Annotated in this window: 16 protein-coding genes and 1 other annotated feature (1 of these 17 only partly in view); of the genes, 12 read left to right on the top strand and 4 right to left on the bottom strand. The window is 50.2% G+C overall.

Features of this window, described 5'->3' with window-relative positions; genetic code table 11:
- Positions 1 to 375 precede the first annotated feature (375 nt).
- From DWZ76_RS06255 to yqeB, 7 genes are all read left to right on the top strand, one after another.
- The gene (locus DWZ76_RS06255) at positions 376 to 726 is read left to right on the top strand and encodes an arsenate reductase family protein (RefSeq protein ID WP_022359085.1); all 351 of its coding nucleotides are present in this window, start codon (positions 376 to 378) and stop codon (positions 724 to 726) included.
- Complete coding sequence (yqeC, locus tag DWZ76_RS06250) at positions 705 to 1,541, top strand: selenium cofactor biosynthesis protein YqeC (protein ID WP_243017784.1); 837 nt, start codon at positions 705 to 707, stop codon at positions 1,539 to 1,541. The genes DWZ76_RS06255 and yqeC overlap by 22 nt, the downstream gene beginning before the upstream one ends.
- Positions 1,542 to 1,546: 5 nt before the next feature.
- A complete protein-coding gene (gene selD, locus DWZ76_RS06245; protein WP_118472187.1) occupies positions 1,547 to 2,581 on the top strand; it encodes a selenide, water dikinase SelD in 1,035 nt (344 codons plus the stop codon).
- 12 nt (positions 2,582 to 2,593) lie between these two features.
- On the top strand, positions 2,594 to 3,211 hold the full coding sequence (gene yedF, locus DWZ76_RS06240; RefSeq protein ID WP_118472186.1) for a sulfurtransferase-like selenium metabolism protein YedF: 618 nt from the start codon (positions 2,594 to 2,596) through the stop codon (positions 3,209 to 3,211).
- Positions 3,208 to 4,347 carry an aminotransferase class V-fold PLP-dependent enzyme gene (locus DWZ76_RS06235; RefSeq protein WP_118472185.1) on the top strand — a complete coding sequence of 380 codons (1,140 nt, stop codon included), beginning with the start codon at positions 3,208 to 3,210 and terminating at the stop codon, positions 4,345 to 4,347. Before yedF ends, DWZ76_RS06235 begins: the two co-directional genes overlap by 4 nt.
- Positions 4,348 to 4,363: 16 nt before the next feature.
- Positions 4,364 to 4,594, top strand: coding sequence for a DUF3343 domain-containing protein (locus DWZ76_RS06230; protein WP_107000534.1), 231 nt, complete (start codon positions 4,364 to 4,366; stop codon positions 4,592 to 4,594).
- A gap of 114 nt (positions 4,595 to 4,708) precedes the next feature.
- Positions 4,709 to 5,524 carry a selenium-dependent molybdenum cofactor biosynthesis protein YqeB gene (gene yqeB, locus DWZ76_RS06225; protein ID WP_118293485.1) on the top strand — a complete coding sequence of 272 codons (816 nt, stop codon included), beginning with the start codon at positions 4,709 to 4,711 and terminating at the stop codon, positions 5,522 to 5,524.
- Between the two features lie 234 nt (positions 5,525 to 5,758).
- Here the strand turns inward: yqeB and DWZ76_RS06220 are convergent, their stop codons facing one another.
- Together DWZ76_RS06220 and DWZ76_RS06215 are read right to left on the bottom strand one after the other, a co-directional pair.
- The gene (locus tag DWZ76_RS06220) at positions 5,759 to 6,808 is read right to left on the bottom strand and encodes a transglutaminase domain-containing protein (RefSeq protein ID WP_118472184.1); all 1,050 of its coding nucleotides are present in this window, start codon (positions 6,806 to 6,808) and stop codon (positions 5,759 to 5,761) included.
- 30 nt (positions 6,809 to 6,838) lie between these two features.
- Entirely contained in the window at positions 6,839 to 7,108 is a 270-nt protein-coding gene (locus DWZ76_RS06215) for a hypothetical protein (protein WP_117796193.1), read from the bottom strand.
- Between the two features lie 313 nt (positions 7,109 to 7,421).
- Between DWZ76_RS06215 and DWZ76_RS06210 the strand changes: the two genes are divergently transcribed.
- The 5 genes from DWZ76_RS06210 (at position 7,422) to DWZ76_RS06190 (ending at position 12,510) form a co-directional block, all read left to right on the top strand.
- Positions 7,422 to 8,819, top strand: coding sequence for a sodium-dependent transporter (locus tag DWZ76_RS06210; protein ID WP_118472183.1), 1,398 nt, complete (start codon positions 7,422 to 7,424; stop codon positions 8,817 to 8,819).
- Positions 8,820 to 9,264: 445 nt separating this feature from the next.
- Positions 9,265 to 9,909, top strand: a complete 645-nt coding sequence (locus tag DWZ76_RS06205; RefSeq protein WP_118472182.1) for a hypothetical protein — start codon at positions 9,265 to 9,267, stop codon at positions 9,907 to 9,909.
- 73 nt (positions 9,910 to 9,982) lie between these two features.
- Positions 9,983 to 10,771, top strand: a complete 789-nt coding sequence (locus tag DWZ76_RS06200; protein WP_118472250.1) for an ABC transporter permease — start codon at positions 9,983 to 9,985, stop codon at positions 10,769 to 10,771.
- Complete coding sequence (locus DWZ76_RS06195; protein WP_117796190.1) at positions 10,758 to 11,471, top strand: ABC transporter ATP-binding protein; 714 nt, start codon at positions 10,758 to 10,760, stop codon at positions 11,469 to 11,471. Before DWZ76_RS06200 ends, DWZ76_RS06195 begins: the two co-directional genes overlap by 14 nt.
- Positions 11,472 to 11,484: 13 nt before the next feature.
- On the top strand, positions 11,485 to 12,510 hold the full coding sequence (locus tag DWZ76_RS06190; RefSeq protein WP_333489837.1) for an NrtA/SsuA/CpmA family ABC transporter substrate-binding protein: 1,026 nt from the start codon (positions 11,485 to 11,487) through the stop codon (positions 12,508 to 12,510).
- Between the two features lie 105 nt (positions 12,511 to 12,615).
- On the opposite strand, the gene thrH is transcribed toward DWZ76_RS06190, so the two are convergent.
- Both thrH and DWZ76_RS06180 read right to left on the bottom strand, forming a co-directional pair.
- Positions 12,616 to 13,218 carry a bifunctional phosphoserine phosphatase/homoserine phosphotransferase ThrH gene (thrH, locus tag DWZ76_RS06185; protein WP_022359071.1) on the bottom strand — a complete coding sequence of 201 codons (603 nt, stop codon included), beginning with the start codon at positions 13,216 to 13,218 and terminating at the stop codon, positions 12,616 to 12,618.
- 336 nt (positions 13,219 to 13,554) lie between these two features.
- Positions 13,555 to 15,291, bottom strand: coding sequence for a carbon starvation CstA family protein (locus tag DWZ76_RS06180; RefSeq protein WP_118472181.1), 1,737 nt, complete (start codon positions 15,289 to 15,291; stop codon positions 13,555 to 13,557).
- 113 nt (positions 15,292 to 15,404) lie between these two features.
- Positions 15,405 to 15,416 (bottom strand) — a binding site (T-box leader) (it continues 243 nt past the right edge of the window).

Here is a 15,416-nt window from a genome sequence, read left to right as displayed (position 1 = left end):
TGTTGGTATAAAAGAGGGGGGTATCTCAGTCGAGAAGATTCCTACCTCTTCAGGTGGTGAGTAATAGCAAATTTGTCTCAGTGGAAGCCTTGTCTCCGACTGAGATAAACGCTCCGCGAGGTTGCGCAGTGATTCTGATAGGAATATGTCAGCTTCGCTGACCAGGATCACGCGCCAAGTCTCACGGACGTTCGACTTGAATATAGTTGCAGATACTATTATTGTATCATTTTCAGGCATCCCTTGCAATCTTTCTGGTGTCTGGGTATAATTTCTGTAGGTAATTTAAAAAGGTAAAATGCTTTGTTTAAAACGGCCGCATTTAAAATAGAAGGTGCCGTATAATAGCAAGCATGCTCACAAAGGAGGAATACGATGCTGTTTATTTATTATCCAAAATGCAGTACCTGCCAGAAAGCGAAAAAATGGCTGGATGCACAGGAAATTTCATATACAGAGCGCCATATCGTGGAGGAAAATCCGACGTATGAGGAATTGAAGAAGTGGCAGGCGAGAAGCGGGCTGCCGATCAAGAAATTTTTCAATACGAGCGGGATGCTATATAAGGAAATGCAGTTAAAGGATAAGCTGCCGCAGATGAGCGAGGACGAACAGTTGAAGCTGCTTGCCACCAATGGGATGTTGGTAAAACGCCCTGTCATTGTGGATGGAGATACTGTTTTAACGGGATTTCGGGAGAAGGAATGGGAAGAGAAGCTGCGGTGATGGACTGGGAGCAGAAGTTTCCTTTCTTACGTGAAAAAGGACACGTGGTCTCGCTGATTGGCGGAGGCGGAAAGACGACGCTTCTGTATGCGCTGTCGGCGTACTGCACGGCGAAGGGATGGCGGGTGCTGACGGCGACGACGACGCATATTCGGAAGCCGGTAAATGTGCCGTGGATTGTGGTAAATGAGGAAGAAAATACCGCGTGGGAGAATGCCAGAAAAGAGCGCGATCGTCTCTGGCAGCAGGGAACCTATGTCGTAGCCGGAACCCCAGCCCCACACGAAAAATTGACAATTCTGCCAGAATCGATTCGAAGCGAGTGGATTTCGGATGCAGATATCACATTTCTGGAGGCGGATGGCGCGAAATGTCTTCCGTGTAAATTTCCGGCGGCGTATGAGCCGGTGATACTGCCGCAGAGCGATATCGTGCTGGCGGTTGCGGGGCTGAGTGCCCTGTATCGTCCGCTGGGGGAGGTGTGCTTTCGGGCGGAACTGGCGATTGAGGCGTGGAACAGGGATGTGTGCGAGTATGGGGACGCAGCTTATCCCAAAGAAGGAAAAAGACTGCTCAAAGAAGTGCCCATTTCGAAAGATACGCCTTTGACCCCAGAACTTCTGGCGTGGCTTCTTGGTAGCGAAAACGGTGCCAGAAAAGATATATCGGGGCGTTCGTTTTTTGTGGTTCTGAACCAGGCGGACACGTCAGAGCGCCGGGAGGATGGCAGAAAGGTACTGGATATCCTGAAACATAGCTACGGAATTCAGGGAATTTTAACTTCCTTTTCAGAAACAGAACGAAATCAGGGGTGAGAAAAATGAGTGAGAAAAAGGACATTGTATTTTGTACGGGCGGCGGCTGTACGGCGAAGCTGGGAGCCGGTGTTTTAAGCCGCATTTTGGAAAAACTACCGCGCGGCGAGAAGGATCCGAATCTTTTAGTCGGATATGACAGCCGGGACGATGCGGCAGTGTATCAGGTCACGGAGGAGCTGGCGCTGGTACAGACGGTTGATTTCTTCCCGCCGATGGTGGACGATCCGTATATTTTTGGACAGGTTGCAGCGGCAAATGCGCTGAGCGACGTGTACGCGATGGGCGGTGAGGTCAAGACGGCGCTGAATCTGGTGTGTTTTCCGGAATCAATGGATTTGAATGTTCTGGGACAGATTTTACAGGGCGGCGCGGAGAAGGTGGCAGAAGCAGGCGGCATTCTCGCGGGCGGTCACTCGATTGCGGACACGGGCGTGAAATACGGTTTGTCCGTGACGGGACTGGTAAATCCGAAAAAGCTGTACGCCAATGATGCCGGACAGCCGGGCGACCGCCTGATTTTGACAAAGGCATTGGGTGTTGGGCTGATTTGTTCGGCAAACCGCGTCGGAGAAGTGACAAAAGAGCAGATGGACAGAGCGGTACAGTCGATGACGACGCTCAATAAAACAGCGGCGGAAATCAGCCGGAAGTACACGGTTCACGCGTGCACAGATGTGACTGGGTTCGGTTTTCTGGGACATCTGCATGAAATGATGGGGCGCGGGCTGTCGTGCGAGATTGATGTGAAGCATATCCCGGTGCTTCCGGGCGCACGTGAGTCGGCAGATGCGTTTTTATACACGGCGGCAGGACAGAGAAACCGCAACTATGTCGGGGCGGCGGTGCAGTTTGAAAATGTACCGTTTTCAATGGAAGAGGTCTTGTTTGACCCGCAGACCTCCGGCGGACTTCTGATGGCAGCTGCCCCGGATGAGGCGGAGAAACTGGAACAGGAGCTGCAGAACGCCGGGCTTCCGGCGCGGATCGTGGGAACGATCACGGAACCGGGAAAGGTTGAAATTTTTGTACGAGGATAGGAGGAAACAGAAATGAAGAAAGTAGATGCAAGAGGAGACGCATGCCCGATTCCGGTCGTAAAGGCAAAACACGCGATAGAGGAACTTTCGGGTGCCGGACAGGTGGAAGTGCTGGTGGATAATGAGATTGCAGTTCAGAATCTGACGAAAATGGCAGAGCAGAAGGGCTATCAGAGCAGTGCAAAGAAGCTGGCGGATCAGGAATATCAGGTTATCTTTACGGTGGGTGAACAGACAGAAGAGGAAAAAGCACAGGCAGGAGCCGGATGCGAAGCCTGTATTCCGGACAGCCGTACCGATACCGTGGTTGTGATTGCCAATGATAAGATGGGCGAGGACAGTGAGGAACTTGGAAAGACGCTTTTGAAGGCATTTACATTTGCCCTGACCCAGCAGGACAACTTGCCGAAAACCATTCTTTTCTATAACGGCGGAGCCAGTCTGACCTGTGAAGGATCTCCGATGCTGGAGGATCTGAAGACACTGGAGGCAGAAGGTGTGGAGATCCTGACCTGCGGCACCTGCCTGAATTTCTATGGTCTGACCGAGAAGCTGGCAGTCGGCGGTGTAACCAACATGTATGTCATCGCTGAAAAAATGCTGGGCGCTGGAAATGTGGTAAAACCATGATTTATATGGACAATGCGGCGACTTCGCTTCAAAAGCCGCTGCAGGTGGAACAGGCGGTCCTTGAGGCGCTTCGCACCGCAGGAAATCCGGGGCGCGGCGCGCATGAGGCAACCTTACATGCTTCAAGACTGGTGTACGGGGCACGTGCGGCAGCAGCAGAATTGTTTGATGCGGAAGATGCGTCGCGGATTGCCTTTACGGCAAACGCAACGGAGGCGCTGAACATAGCCATTTCCGGGCTGATTCGTCCGGGCGATCACGTGATCACGACGGTCTGTGAGCATAATTCGGTGCTGCGTCCTCTTTATCGTCTTCGTGATCAGGGTTCGATGCTTAGTTTTGTGGGTGTGGATGCGCGTGGAAATCTAAAATATGAAGAGTTGGAAGCATTTCTGCGCCCAGAGACGCGTGCGGTGGTAATTACCGGCGCCTCCAACGTGACAGGAAATGTGACGGATCTTTCCTATATTTCTTCGTTTGTTAAACGGAATGGACTGCTTCTGATTGTGGATGCGTCGCAGACTGCAGGGGAAGAACTGTTTTCCGTGCAGAAGCTCGGAATCGACGTGCTCTGTTTTACCGGGCACAAGGCGCTTCTGGGACCACAGGGAACCGGCGGGCTGTATGTGAAGCCGGGACTTTCGGTGGAACCGCTTCTGGTTGGCGGCAGCGGCATTCACAGTTATGATGAACACCATCCGAAGGAAATGCCAACGGCACTCGAAGCTGGGACGCTCAATGTCCATGGTCTGGCGGGGCTGGCAGCAGGCATCCGTTACCGGATGGATCAGGGGATCGAGAAATTGCAGAAACGGGAGCGGGATTTAACACGCCGTTTTTACGAACAGGTGAAGGAAATTCCGGGCATCATTGTGTATGGAGATCCGGCGGCAAAATGTCATGCGCCGATCGTCTCCCTCAACCTTGCCGGGGAAGATTCGGCACGTGTGGCGGATGCACTCTGGGAAGAATACGGCATCTGCGTCCGCGCGGGGGCACACTGTGCGCCGCTCATGCACCGGGCGCTTGGAACGGTAGGTCAGGGAGTGGTGCGGTTCAGTTTTTCGCATTTTAATACGGAAGAGGAGATTGAGAGGGCAGCAGAAGCAGTTCGGGCACTGGCAGAGGAAGCGTAGGGGAGAAATTGGTAGTATGAGAGAAAAACATCCATTTATCGTACTGTCCTTTCAGACAACTGTGGCGGCGATGGAATGGGAAAAACGATGTATGGAAACGGGCATTTCGGGACGTTTAATTCCACTTCCGAGGGAGATTTCTGCCGGCTGTGGTCTTGCGTGGCGGATGCGTCCGGAAGAGTGGGAGCAGTGGAGCGGACGGATAGACACTTCTGTTTATGATAAGGTGTCGTGTGTGTGGCAGTAAAAAGAATTACTCTAAAAGTAGAAAACACAATCAAAGGAATTATTTGAAGAAGAAGCTGCATAAACAGGTAATGGAAATAATAGTAACAAAAGTGAGATAGGAGAAGGCATCCTCATGAAACGAGATGATTTAATTATTGTGCGCGGCGGCGGTGACCTGGCAACTGGAACGATTCATCGGCTCTGGGCGGCAGGGCTTCGGGTGCTGGTGCTGGAGATTGAAAATCCGGCGGCGATCCGGCGACAGGTAGCTCTGTGTGAGGCGGTTTATACAAAAACAACTGAGGTCGAGGGGCTTCGTGCTGTCCGGATTGATCGATATGAGGAGGCAGAAGCGGTCTGGCAGGAAAATAGCGTGCCGATTTTGATTGATCCGAAAGGCGTGTCGATTGGAGCGCTGAAACCGGCTGTTGTGATCGATGCGATTCTGGCAAAGCGAAATCTTGGAACCCGCCGGGATATGGCACCGCTCACGATTGCACTTGGTCCGGGCTTTACGGCAGGTGAGGATGTGGATGTTGTGGTGGAGACAAAGCGCGGTCACCGGCTGGGGCGAATTATCCGCGAGGGTGCGGCAATCCCGAATACGGGGATTCCGGGCGTGATCGGCGGATACGGTGCAGAGCGGGTGATTCACGCGCAGGCAGCGGGTATTTTCAAAAATGTGCGTGTGATCGGTGATATCGTTGAAGCCGGGGACACGATCGCGGAGATTTGGCAGGAGGACGGAACGAAACTTCTGGTTCAGACACAGATCACGGGCATTCTGCGAGGTCTTTTGCGGGATGGTTATCGGGTGACGGAACATTTCAAGGTAGCAGATGTCGATCCGAGAAAAGAGGAACTTTCCAACTGTTTTCTGATCTCGGACAAGGCGAGATGTATCGCGGGAAGTGTACTGGAGTTGGTGTGTGCCCAGTTATGGAAGTAAAAGAGAGACTATAGCAATAGTTCCTTTGAGAAAAATTCTAAGAAATTTCATCCTAATCATTGACGTATAGCAAAAAAACAGCGTAAAACTTTCTGGATAAGCTCCTTTGGCAGGCAGCTTTGATAAACATCAGGATCTGGTTTTGGAAGATGATCTCTATGATTGTTAGAATCTTCATGTCATAGGAAACTTCGTCCTATGACACAAAAATGCTCCGCGGAAAAGCACAGCGAACTATAAAGACGCTGTGCCTTCCGGGGTTTCTTCCCCTTCATTTGCTTCCTCCATGGTGACAATCGGCTGGATGGCCTCATCGGTGTAGCGGACGCGCAGAACTGCCTGCGGCCAGTTAAGCTTAATGAGAGCTGTTTTCTGCCGTTCTTTTCCGGCTTTTTCGATTAGGTCGAGCAGTTCACGCAGAACTTCCTTTGTCAGATAGCCGCCGCGCCAGTGAAACGTCAGTGTTTTTCCTTTTTTGGTCGCCTGTAAGGAGCGCTTGTAAACGTCCTCCTGTTTGGTAAAGGAAAGCTTCTTTTCTTTGTAGTAGAAATGATCGCTGTCCGTGCAGGCAGGCGCCGGGGCGATGAGCGGTTCGTGGTCGCGGAAGATCGCCTTGTCGTCGAGATTGAAGTAATCGTAGCGGATTTCCTCGCCGGTCTGGAGACATTTGCCGAGACTGTTGTCGAAGGTAGCGTCCAGATGGTAGTACGTTTTCCCGATCTTGACGATGTTCCAGGTATGGCGGTATTTGATGCCCTTTTCAGGGTTATTGCCGCAGAGCGCGATCATGCACCAGATGCCGAGCGTATCACAAAGAATTTTGACCGATTTGGCGATGCCCTCGCAGACGCCGACGCCCTGTCCCAGAGGTCCGATGATCTCATGGGAGTAGGGCTTTTTTAATTTGTCATAGTGAACGTGTTCGCAGATAAAATCGTGGATATAGCGTTCTTTTTCCAGTTCAGTCAGCTTCATTGCTGGGCGGGCAAGTTTTTCGACGCGGGCGCCCATCGCTTTCTGATGTTCGCGGATCTTGCCCTTGTCAAAGAGGTATTCCGGTATCAGGATCAGATTCGGGGAATCTGGGTAATACTTATATTTAAAGCCGGAAGCCCAGAAAATCTCCGGGTGATCGAGCCGCAGTTCAAAAAATACATTGCTTAAATCCTTTCCCTCCAGGCGCGGAATCTGAAATTCGTCGGAGAGATTGGTAAGCCCCTGCTGCATGGCGCGGTAGGCGGCTTGCTGGTTCTTGTTCATGTGATTATAGTAAAATGGTTCCATTTTGATATTCCTTTGTAACCTCTTTATATTTTAGTGTGATTCAGCCGCTTTCTCAATCTGCCCGGATTCCGGGTCAAACCAGACGCGATCGCCCTCATCGATTCCGGCATCATAGAGTGCCTGATCCGCGGTGCGTATCGTGTATTCTGGATGCTCTGAGAGGTTTGCATTTTCAGTTGTGTCCAGCAGACGGACACAGACCATCGTTTCCTGTCCGTCCGGGCGTTCTTCACAGCCAAAATCGGCTTCGTATATTTCTAAAACCCGGCAAAGACGCGGGAATGTTTGATTGCTGTTCATTGTGTATATGCCTCATTCCATGGGAAAATTCCTGTTTTTGTCTTTTTAATTTTAGCAGAAGATGATAAGGCAGGCAAGTAGAGATGAAGGGGGGAAAAATAAATTAAATGCGAAGCCACGGCAAATTCCGTTACTGGGCATGATGCGTGAACAGTAACGATGGGGCGGCTGGGAAGAAAAGCGGGAGGGGGAGAAATTTGAGGAGAAAATTGCCGGCAGATACTTGTAATTCTAATAAAAACAGGTAGAATAGAAGCTGTCTATGTCCTCGGGAGACGGACATAAAAGTTACAATCACGGGGGTTATAAGTAAATGGCAAAAAAGAAAAACAGCTTCAGCGGTTCGCTGGGGTTTGTGCTGGCAGCAGCCGGAAGTGCCGTCGGTGTAGGAAATATCTGGCGTTTTCCGTATTTATGTGCGAAAGACGGAGGCGGACTGTTCCTGCTGGTGTATCTGGTGCTGGTGGCGACATTTGGATTTGTACTTCTGACGACGGATGTGGCGATCGGCAGAAGAACGAAGGAGAATGCGCTGCAGGCGTTTGGAACGCTGCATCCGAAGAGGAAGTTTGTCGGATACCTGACGTTTCTGGTTCCGATGTTAATTATGACGTATTATTCGGTCATCGGCGGATGGATCACGAAATATTTCTTTGAGTATTTGACGACATCCGGCAGGGATGTGGCGGAGGACGGATATTTTACATCGTTTATCACGGAAAAGAATGCGCCGCTGATTTTCACGGGAATTTTTCTGGCGCTCACAATCTGGGTTGTATACAGAGGTGTAGAGAAGGGAATTGAGAAATTTTCCTGTTTTATCATGCCGGGACTGATCCTGTTAGTCATCGGAATCGCGATTTTTTCATTGACGCTTTCCTACACGGACGCGGATGGGACGGTCCGGACGGGAATACAGGGATTCCTCGTCTACGTGCGCCCGGATTTTACGGGACTGACGGTAAGAGGATTTCTGGAAGTACTGCTGGATGCGATGAGCCAGCTCTTTTTCTCACTGAGTGTGTCGATGGGAATTATGGTAACATATGGTTCTTATGTCAAAGATGAGATCGATTTGAACAAGGCGACCAATCAGATTGAATTTTTTGATACAGGTGTGGCGCTTCTGTCCGGTATGATGATTATTCCGGCGGTCTTTGTATTTTTAGGACGCGATGGCATGGCGTCCGGTCCGAGTCTGACCTTTATTTCGCTTCCAAAGGTATTTCAGGCGATGGGCGGCGCCGGTCATATCGTGGGACTTGCATTTTTCCTGATGCTTGGCTTTGCGGCGCTGACATCCTGCGTTTCTGTCATGGAAACGCTGGTTGCCAACTGCATGGAAGTGTTTGGAAAGACGAGAAAACAGATGTGTGTGATGGTCGGAATCTATTCCCTGATCACGGCAGTTCTCATTTGTCTGGGCTACAATGTTCTGTATTTTGAGTTGAAGCTGCCGAACGGTTCCACCGGACAGCTGCTTGATGTGATGGATTATATCAGCAACAGCTTCCTTATGCCGATCATTTCCTTCTTAACCAGCATCCTGATCGGATGGGTGGTCGGACCGAAGTGGATCGTGGAAGAAGTCGAGAAAAATGGGGAACATTTTTCAAGAGCAGGTATGTACAGCTTCTTAATCCGGTATATTGTGCCAGCTGTCATGCTGGTTCTTTTCCTGGTATCGACCGGGTTTATTAATATGCTGTAATGAAAAATGGTTTTAGCCGATTTTCACGGAAAGTGCGAGAATTGGTTAAAACCTTTTTTATAGAAAAATGCGTCCCATTATTCTTCACGGTCATCCGACTCGATCTCATAGGTATATCCGGCATTTTCGATCGCCTGAATTGTATCCTTGATGCCCTGTCCGCCTGCTTTTTTTATAGGATTCAATAAAAACAGGAATCTGTTCGGAATAAAACCTATTAAAGATGTAGGAAAATAGGAACTATTAAAACCGATTTTATCATTTTTACCGGCTAGTGTCAACTTATAAAATTGTAAAAGTTTACAATCAAAACTGGACAATATATCGATTTTTTGCTATGATAAGCTAGTTAGAAAAAACTAACTTGCAGGGAACGTGAAAACGCAGTAAATTAGGTGCATAGGTGTGAAAGCTAGGCAGCCTGATTGGATAGAGTGGAGAAACAATGCAGTATTTGTGGATAAATCCGGTTTCTGCCGGGATGTGTGAGGAAGATTCGCTGAAGCGTTTTTTAGAACGGCATGGTCTGACGCGGGTCGAGTGCCGGGGCGATTGGGGACGGATCGTCCGGGAAAGATATGAAGCTAGTCTGCGGGCGGGCGTGACGCTTGCGGATGCGCGCTGTCCGGAGGCGGTTCGGCTGCTTGAAGAGATACAGAAGGAGCCGGAAAACGAATCTGGAATTGAAAACCTGAAAGTTGCCCCGATCGAGCCGATTTTACTTCACTGTGCGCGGGAATTAAGCACGCGTCCGGATCTGGCGGATGGGGAGAAGATCATCACGACGCCATGCCAGAGTCTTGCGGTGCTTGGAAATTCGCTGGGACTTGAGAATACGCGGTTTATCGCATGGAATCGTCTGGCGGGCGGTGAGGTGTGCGTCCGGGCGATCGAAGACAGCCCGATTCCGCCGGGGTATTTTGCGGGAATCTGCCGGAAAGATGGACAGGCGGCGAAGGTAGAGAGTGTCAGCAGTCCGGAGAAAATCCGGGCATATGTGGAGAGCGGAAGCTGGAAGCAGGCGGATCTGCTGGAACTTTTGTATTGTAAGGATGGATGCCATCACGGGGATGGCGTGCAGACAGAGTGAGAGAAAGTTGCGCTTCATGGAAAACGCTTGAAGAAGCGGAAAATGCATGAATTGCGGCAAAAGAATGGGAAGAATGAAAGAAACGAAGAAATTCAAGGATAATTGGCAGAAATACTTCGGTCCGGCGCTGGGAATCGGAGCGGTATTTCTGATCTGGTATTTGGTCTGCCGCATGGAGATGGTCAGTGCGTATGTGCTGCCGTCCCCGGCGCGGGTGTGGACGAGCTTTTTAAAAATGGTGAAAACCGGGGAACTGTGGCGGGATGTTTCAATCAGTTTCCTGCGTGTCATGAAGGGATTTGCGATTGCGTTCCTGTTTGCCTTTGTGCTGGGAATGTTCCGGGCGATGTTTCCGGGCAGCAGCGTTTACTATGAGTATATTGTGCAGTTTTTCCGCAATGTCCCGCCGCTCAGCATGATTCCGCTGCTGATTCTCTGGTGCGGAATCGGAGAGACGACGAAGACGGTGATTATTGTGCTGGCGTCCTTTTTCCCGATGTACTTAAATATCGTGAAGGGATTTACCGGGTGCGATTCGAAACTTCTGGAAGTGGGCGATATGTTCGGCTACTCGAAGCGCCGCAAATTTTTCCGCATCATTCTGCCCTATGCGATGGCAGATATTCTGGTCGGAATGCGGATCGGGCTTGGCTATAGCTGGCGCGCCATTATCGGTGCGGAGATGGTGGCGGCGTCCACCGGGCTTGGACATATGATTTTATTTGCACAGCAGATGTCGCGGACCGACAAGGTGATCGTGGGGATTCTGGTGATCGGGGCAGTCGGATATGTGACGGACCGCCTGTTTGGATGGATGATAGGATTTGTGCTGAAAGGATCCGGGGAAAATGGCTGGAATTGAACTGATTGATATTCATAAAACATACCGAGTGGATAACCGGGAGATTCCCGTTTTAAACGGGATCAACCTGTCGCTTCCGGCGGGGAGAATCACCGTGATTCTGGGGCAGAGCGGATGCGGGAAAACGACGCTTCTGCGGCTGACCGGAGGACTGGAGACGGCGGACAGCGGAGAGATCCGCTGGGAGAGCGCCCACAAGACGGCATTTGTCTTTCAGGAACCGCGCCTCATGCCGTGGCTGACCGTCTGGGAAAATGTGGTGTTCGGGCTTTCAAAAAAGGAGACAGATCCGGGGAAAATAGAGGCGGTTATCCGCACGGTCGGATTATCTGGATTTGAAAAAGCATATCCGGCACAGCTCTCCGGCGGAATGCAGCAGCGGGCGGCGATCGCGCGGGCGCTGGCGTATGAGCCGACCTTTATCATGATGGATGAGCCGTTTGCCGCGCTTGACTATTTTACAAGGGAACAGATGCAGAAAGAGCTTCTGCGCGTCCAGCAGGAGCGCAGTGCGAGCATTCTGTTTGTGACGCACAGCATCGATGAGGCACTGATTCTGGGAAGCCAGATTGCGGTCATTGAAAAGGGCATGGTCAAGGCGCTCTATGAGGTCAAGGCACCGCAGGAAGAGAGGAATCTTTTGGAGGATGAGATGATAACCCTGAAAAGGGATATTATAAATAATTTACATTTTATTTAGAGGAGGAACGATTATGATGAAACGATGGATGGCAATGGGAATGGCACTCTGCCTTACCGCAGCTTCCCTGGCAGGCTGCTCCGGTACAAAAGATGCGGCTGAGAGCACGCAGGCAGAGGCAGAAACCAGCGCAGAGGAGGCGGCAGCCGAGGAGGAGACAGCGAAAGAATCTGATCTGGATAAGCTGACCTTTACGTATGTAACTTCTCCGCTCAATGTGCCGACGATCATCGAAAAAAATCAGGGTATTTTTGAAAAAACATTTGGCGATATGGGGATTGAGGTTGATTATGCGGAGCTGACCTCCGGGGCAGATCAGACACAGGCGCTGGCTTCCGGCGATGTGCAGGTTTTGTATGCGGTTGGCGGTACTTCGGTGATTCTGTCTGCAGCAAATGGAGCGGATATCAAGGTATTAAATATGTACAGCCGTTCTCCGAAGGCATTCTGTATGTATTCTAAGGATGAGTCCCTGACGACGCCGGAAAGCCTGAGAGGAAAGACAATCGCAGGACCGACCGGAACCAACCTGCATGAGCTTCTCGTTTCCTATCTGGCAACGGCTGGCATGACGATCGACGATGTCAACTATGTCAATATGTCGATCCCGGATGCAAAAGCAGGTCTGGACGGCGGCAGTGTAGACGTGGCTCTGGTTGCTGGCGCAACTGCTTACAATGCAGGGAAGCAGGGTTACCACCTGGTAGCCGACGGCGAAGGCCTGATTAAGGCGATCATTGCAGTGGCAGTGACGCAGAAATTCTATGACGAGCACCCGGAGATCATCGAGAAGCTGGAAGAAGCACAGACCGAGATTGCTGATTTCATGGAAGAAAAACCGGATGAGACGATGCAGATCGTAGCCGATGAGCTGGATCTGGACACCGATGCAGTCAAAAGCATGTACGATCTCTATGATTTCTCTACCGAGATCACAGATGATGACAAAGAAGGCTTCCAGAAGACCGCTGATTTCATGTATGAATCCGGCATGATCGACGAGGCATTTGATGTAAAACAGTTATTTATTGAAAAATAATCAGTGAACATTTGAGAGGATAAACGATTGAAAAGCAGCTCCCGGAGTGTGGATTCCGGGGGCTGCTTTTACGATTGCATATGCAATTATGAAAATACGGAATGTTTACGCTAATACCTTTTTAATCGCTTCTAACAGCTCATCATACGTCTCATAAGCCGGAATCTGCGGATATTCTGCCTTGATCTCCTCCGTCGTGCGGAAGAGGAAGCCCGCCTTGCTTGCCTCAATCATGGCGAGGTCGTTGTGGCTGTCGCCGCTGGCGATCGTCTCGAAGCCGCAGGACTGGAGTGCTTTGACGGTTGTATATTTGGATTTCTCACAGCGCATCTTAAAATCGGTAATCTCACCATTTTCGCTGACAACCAGAGAGTTGCAGAAGATGGTCGGATAGCCAAGTTTCTTCATCAGAGGTCCGGCAAACTGGGAGAAGGTATCGCTGATGATGATTACCTGAGTAATTTCTTTTAATTTGTCTAAAAACTCCCTTGCGCCCGGAAGCGGATCAATTTTAGAGATCGTTTCCTGAATTTCCTTGAGTCCCAGTCCGTGCTCGCGCAGGATGTTTAAACGGTAATTCATCAGTTTGTTATAATCCGGCTCATCGCGGGTGGTGCGTTTTAACTCCGGGATTCCGGTTTCTTCAGCAAATGCGATCCAGATTTCCGGCACTAATACACCTTCTAGATCTAAACATACAATATCCATGTCTCCTCCTGTCTGATACAACGCCTGTCAGCGCTGTGCTTGGTTGAAAAATTTGCTTCCTATTATAGACGAAATGCAGGGGAAATACCAGAGAAATTTGAAAAAAGATGAAAGAATAGAAAAAAGTGCGTTATTGGGCACGTATGCGTGAACAGTAACAAAAGTGCCAATTATTCGCGGTGAGAAAGATTCAGAAGTGAAGAGTTGGCATCATATAGTAGCAGAGTGGTTATCAATAGAATTAAAAAATACCAAAAAAGGGAGTCTCTTTTCGTGAGCGAGAGACTCCCTTTTTGGTACCTATAGTCGGGTTATAATTTGATTTTGATGAAATCATTAGCAATGCGCCGGTTTATTCATTTCAGATCTTTTATCGTTTTCTGTCTTCGAAGCAGTCGATTTCGAAAACAGTACTTTACCGGAATGAACCACAATAATGACACCCAGAACCATCAGCAGAACCGCGATGATAAGCTGCAGTCCTTCTACCATAAAGACAGCGGTTCCGGCATTGTAAGCCTTTACCAGTGCGATGCAGCGCTCAACGAGTGCGGTGAAGGTAACGCACAGCATAACAACCAGTGGAACCAGCAGCGTGCGGTTTTCACGGCCGGTGACGCGTAAGAAGACGCACAGGGTGATGAGAACCAGGGCGCTTAACAGCTGGTTGGCGCTGCCAAACAGCGGCCAGATGTTGGAATAGCCAATCTGGGTTAAAATGTAGCCGCATACCAAGGTGATAACCGTTGCAAAATATTTGTTGCAGAGAAGCTTTCTCCATCCTTCGGCGTGTTCCATGTCATCGACACTGAACAGCTCCTGGAAGGACATACGTCCGATACGTGCAACGGAATCCAGGCTTGTCAGGGCAAGTGCGGAGACGCACATCGTCATAAAGCACTGGGCAGCGTAAACTGGGATTCCAAACATCTCCAGGAATCCGGCAACACCGGAGGAGAAGATAGCAAACGGAGTACCGGCTGCAGGCGTGCCATCAGCGGAAGCGGCAGCACCGGCAACGCACAGAGCCAGGACAGCCAGTAAACTTTCCAAAAGCATAGCGCCGAAGCCAACTTTCGGCATATCCTTTTCATTGGTGATTGCCTTGGAGGAAGTACCCGAGGAAACCAGGCTGTGGAAACCGGATACGGCGCCGCAGGCAACGGTTACAAACAAAATCGGGAACAGGTCACCGGATTTCTCATTGTGGAAACCAGTGTAAGGCGCCAGGTTCATTGCCGGATGTGCGACAAGCAGTCCAACGACGGCACCGATAATCATACCGGCAAACATAAAGGTTGTCATCAGGTCACGCGGTTCCATCAAAAGCCACATAGGAAGAACGGCTGCGAGGAAAATGTAAGCGAATACCATGTAGGACCAGTTCGCCTTGGTGGTAATGAGCGGGCAGTTCATGCCGATGACGAAAGCAGCTACCGTGCAGACAAGTCCGAGCAAGGTCTGTTTCCAGCCATGGAACTGAGCCTTTTTCTGAATCAGCCCAAATACAACGGCAAAGGCAATGAACAGAAGGGAAATGCTTCCGGCTGCGCCGTTGACAGTTGCGGCGGCGGATAAGCTGGTCACGCCGTCTATCGTCTCATATGCATTGAATGTACCAGCAACCATGTCGGCAAAAGCGGCGGTTACAATTAAAGTAAAGAGCCAGCAGAACAGAAGGAACAGCTTTTTACCGGTTTTGCCGATGTACTGTTCAATCAGAAGTCCCATCGATTTGCCTTCATTTTTAACGCTGGCGTACAGGGCACCAAAATCGGTAACAGCGCCGAAGAAGATGCCGCCGAGGATGATCCAGAGAAAGACTGGAACCCATCCAAAGACAGCCGCCTGAATAGCACCGGTGACAGGACCGGCACCGGCGATGGATGAAAACTGGTGGGCAAATACAACCCAGCCATCGGTCGGAACATAGTCCTGACCATCTTCTTTTGTGACGGCCGGTGTTTTGGCGTTTGGATCAATGCCCCATTTATGGGCGAGCCATCTGCCGTAGAGCAGATAACCAGCCGCCAGACAACAGGCTGCGATAACTACGATAACTAATGTGTTCATAAAGATACCTCCATTCCCATAGGTCAAATGGTTTTTAGTGTCCCGGCAGTTTGCCGGAGTTTCGGGAGCGGGGAAACAAAAAAGCCTCCGTCCTCCTGAAACTTTTAAAAGTTCAAGAAGACGGA

It is taken from the genome of Clostridium sp. AF35-15 (assembly GCF_003477745.1).
Taxonomy (GTDB): domain Bacteria; phylum Bacillota; class Clostridia; order Lachnospirales; family Lachnospiraceae; genus Otoolea; species Otoolea fessa.
Note: the sequence above shows the minus strand (reverse complement) of the source record. Positions and strands in the feature narration are given on the sequence as shown.

Excerpts from the sequence above, each read along its gene's own strand:
- DWZ76_RS06210 (WP_118472183.1), top strand. The coding sequence starts at position 7,422 with ATGGCAAAAAAGAAAAACAGCTTCAGCGGTTCGCTGGGGTTTGTGCTG.
- DWZ76_RS06205 (WP_118472182.1), top strand. The coding sequence starts at position 9,265 with ATGCAGTATTTGTGGATAAATCCGGTTTCTGCCGGGATGTGTGAGGAA.
- DWZ76_RS06200 (WP_118472250.1), top strand. The coding sequence starts at position 9,983 with ATGAAAGAAACGAAGAAATTCAAGGATAATTGGCAGAAATACTTCGGT.
- yqeB (WP_118293485.1), top strand. The coding sequence starts at position 4,709 with ATGAAACGAGATGATTTAATTATTGTGCGCGGCGGCGGTGACCTGGCA.
- DWZ76_RS06255 (WP_022359085.1), top strand. The coding sequence starts at position 376 with ATGCTGTTTATTTATTATCCAAAATGCAGTACCTGCCAGAAAGCGAAA.
- thrH (WP_022359071.1), bottom strand. The coding sequence starts at position 13,218 with ATGGATATTGTATGTTTAGATCTAGAAGGTGTATTAGTGCCGGAAATC.
- DWZ76_RS06220 (WP_118472184.1), bottom strand. The coding sequence starts at position 6,808 with ATGGAACCATTTTACTATAATCACATGAACAAGAACCAGCAAGCCGCC.
- DWZ76_RS06190 (WP_333489837.1), top strand. The coding sequence starts at position 11,485 with ATGATGAAACGATGGATGGCAATGGGAATGGCACTCTGCCTTACCGCA.
- DWZ76_RS06230 (WP_107000534.1), top strand. The coding sequence starts at position 4,364 with ATGAGAGAAAAACATCCATTTATCGTACTGTCCTTTCAGACAACTGTG.
- yqeC (WP_243017784.1), top strand. The coding sequence starts at position 705 with ATGGGAAGAGAAGCTGCGGTGATGGACTGGGAGCAGAAGTTTCCTTTC.
- DWZ76_RS06180 (WP_118472181.1), bottom strand. The coding sequence starts at position 15,291 with ATGAACACATTAGTTATCGTAGTTATCGCAGCCTGTTGTCTGGCGGCT.
- DWZ76_RS06195 (WP_117796190.1), top strand. The coding sequence starts at position 10,758 with ATGGCTGGAATTGAACTGATTGATATTCATAAAACATACCGAGTGGAT.
- DWZ76_RS06215 (WP_117796193.1), bottom strand. The coding sequence starts at position 7,108 with ATGAACAGCAATCAAACATTCCCGCGTCTTTGCCGGGTTTTAGAAATA.
- selD (WP_118472187.1), top strand. The coding sequence starts at position 1,547 with ATGAGTGAGAAAAAGGACATTGTATTTTGTACGGGCGGCGGCTGTACG.
- yedF (WP_118472186.1), top strand. The coding sequence starts at position 2,594 with ATGAAGAAAGTAGATGCAAGAGGAGACGCATGCCCGATTCCGGTCGTA.
- DWZ76_RS06235 (WP_118472185.1), top strand. The coding sequence starts at position 3,208 with ATGATTTATATGGACAATGCGGCGACTTCGCTTCAAAAGCCGCTGCAG.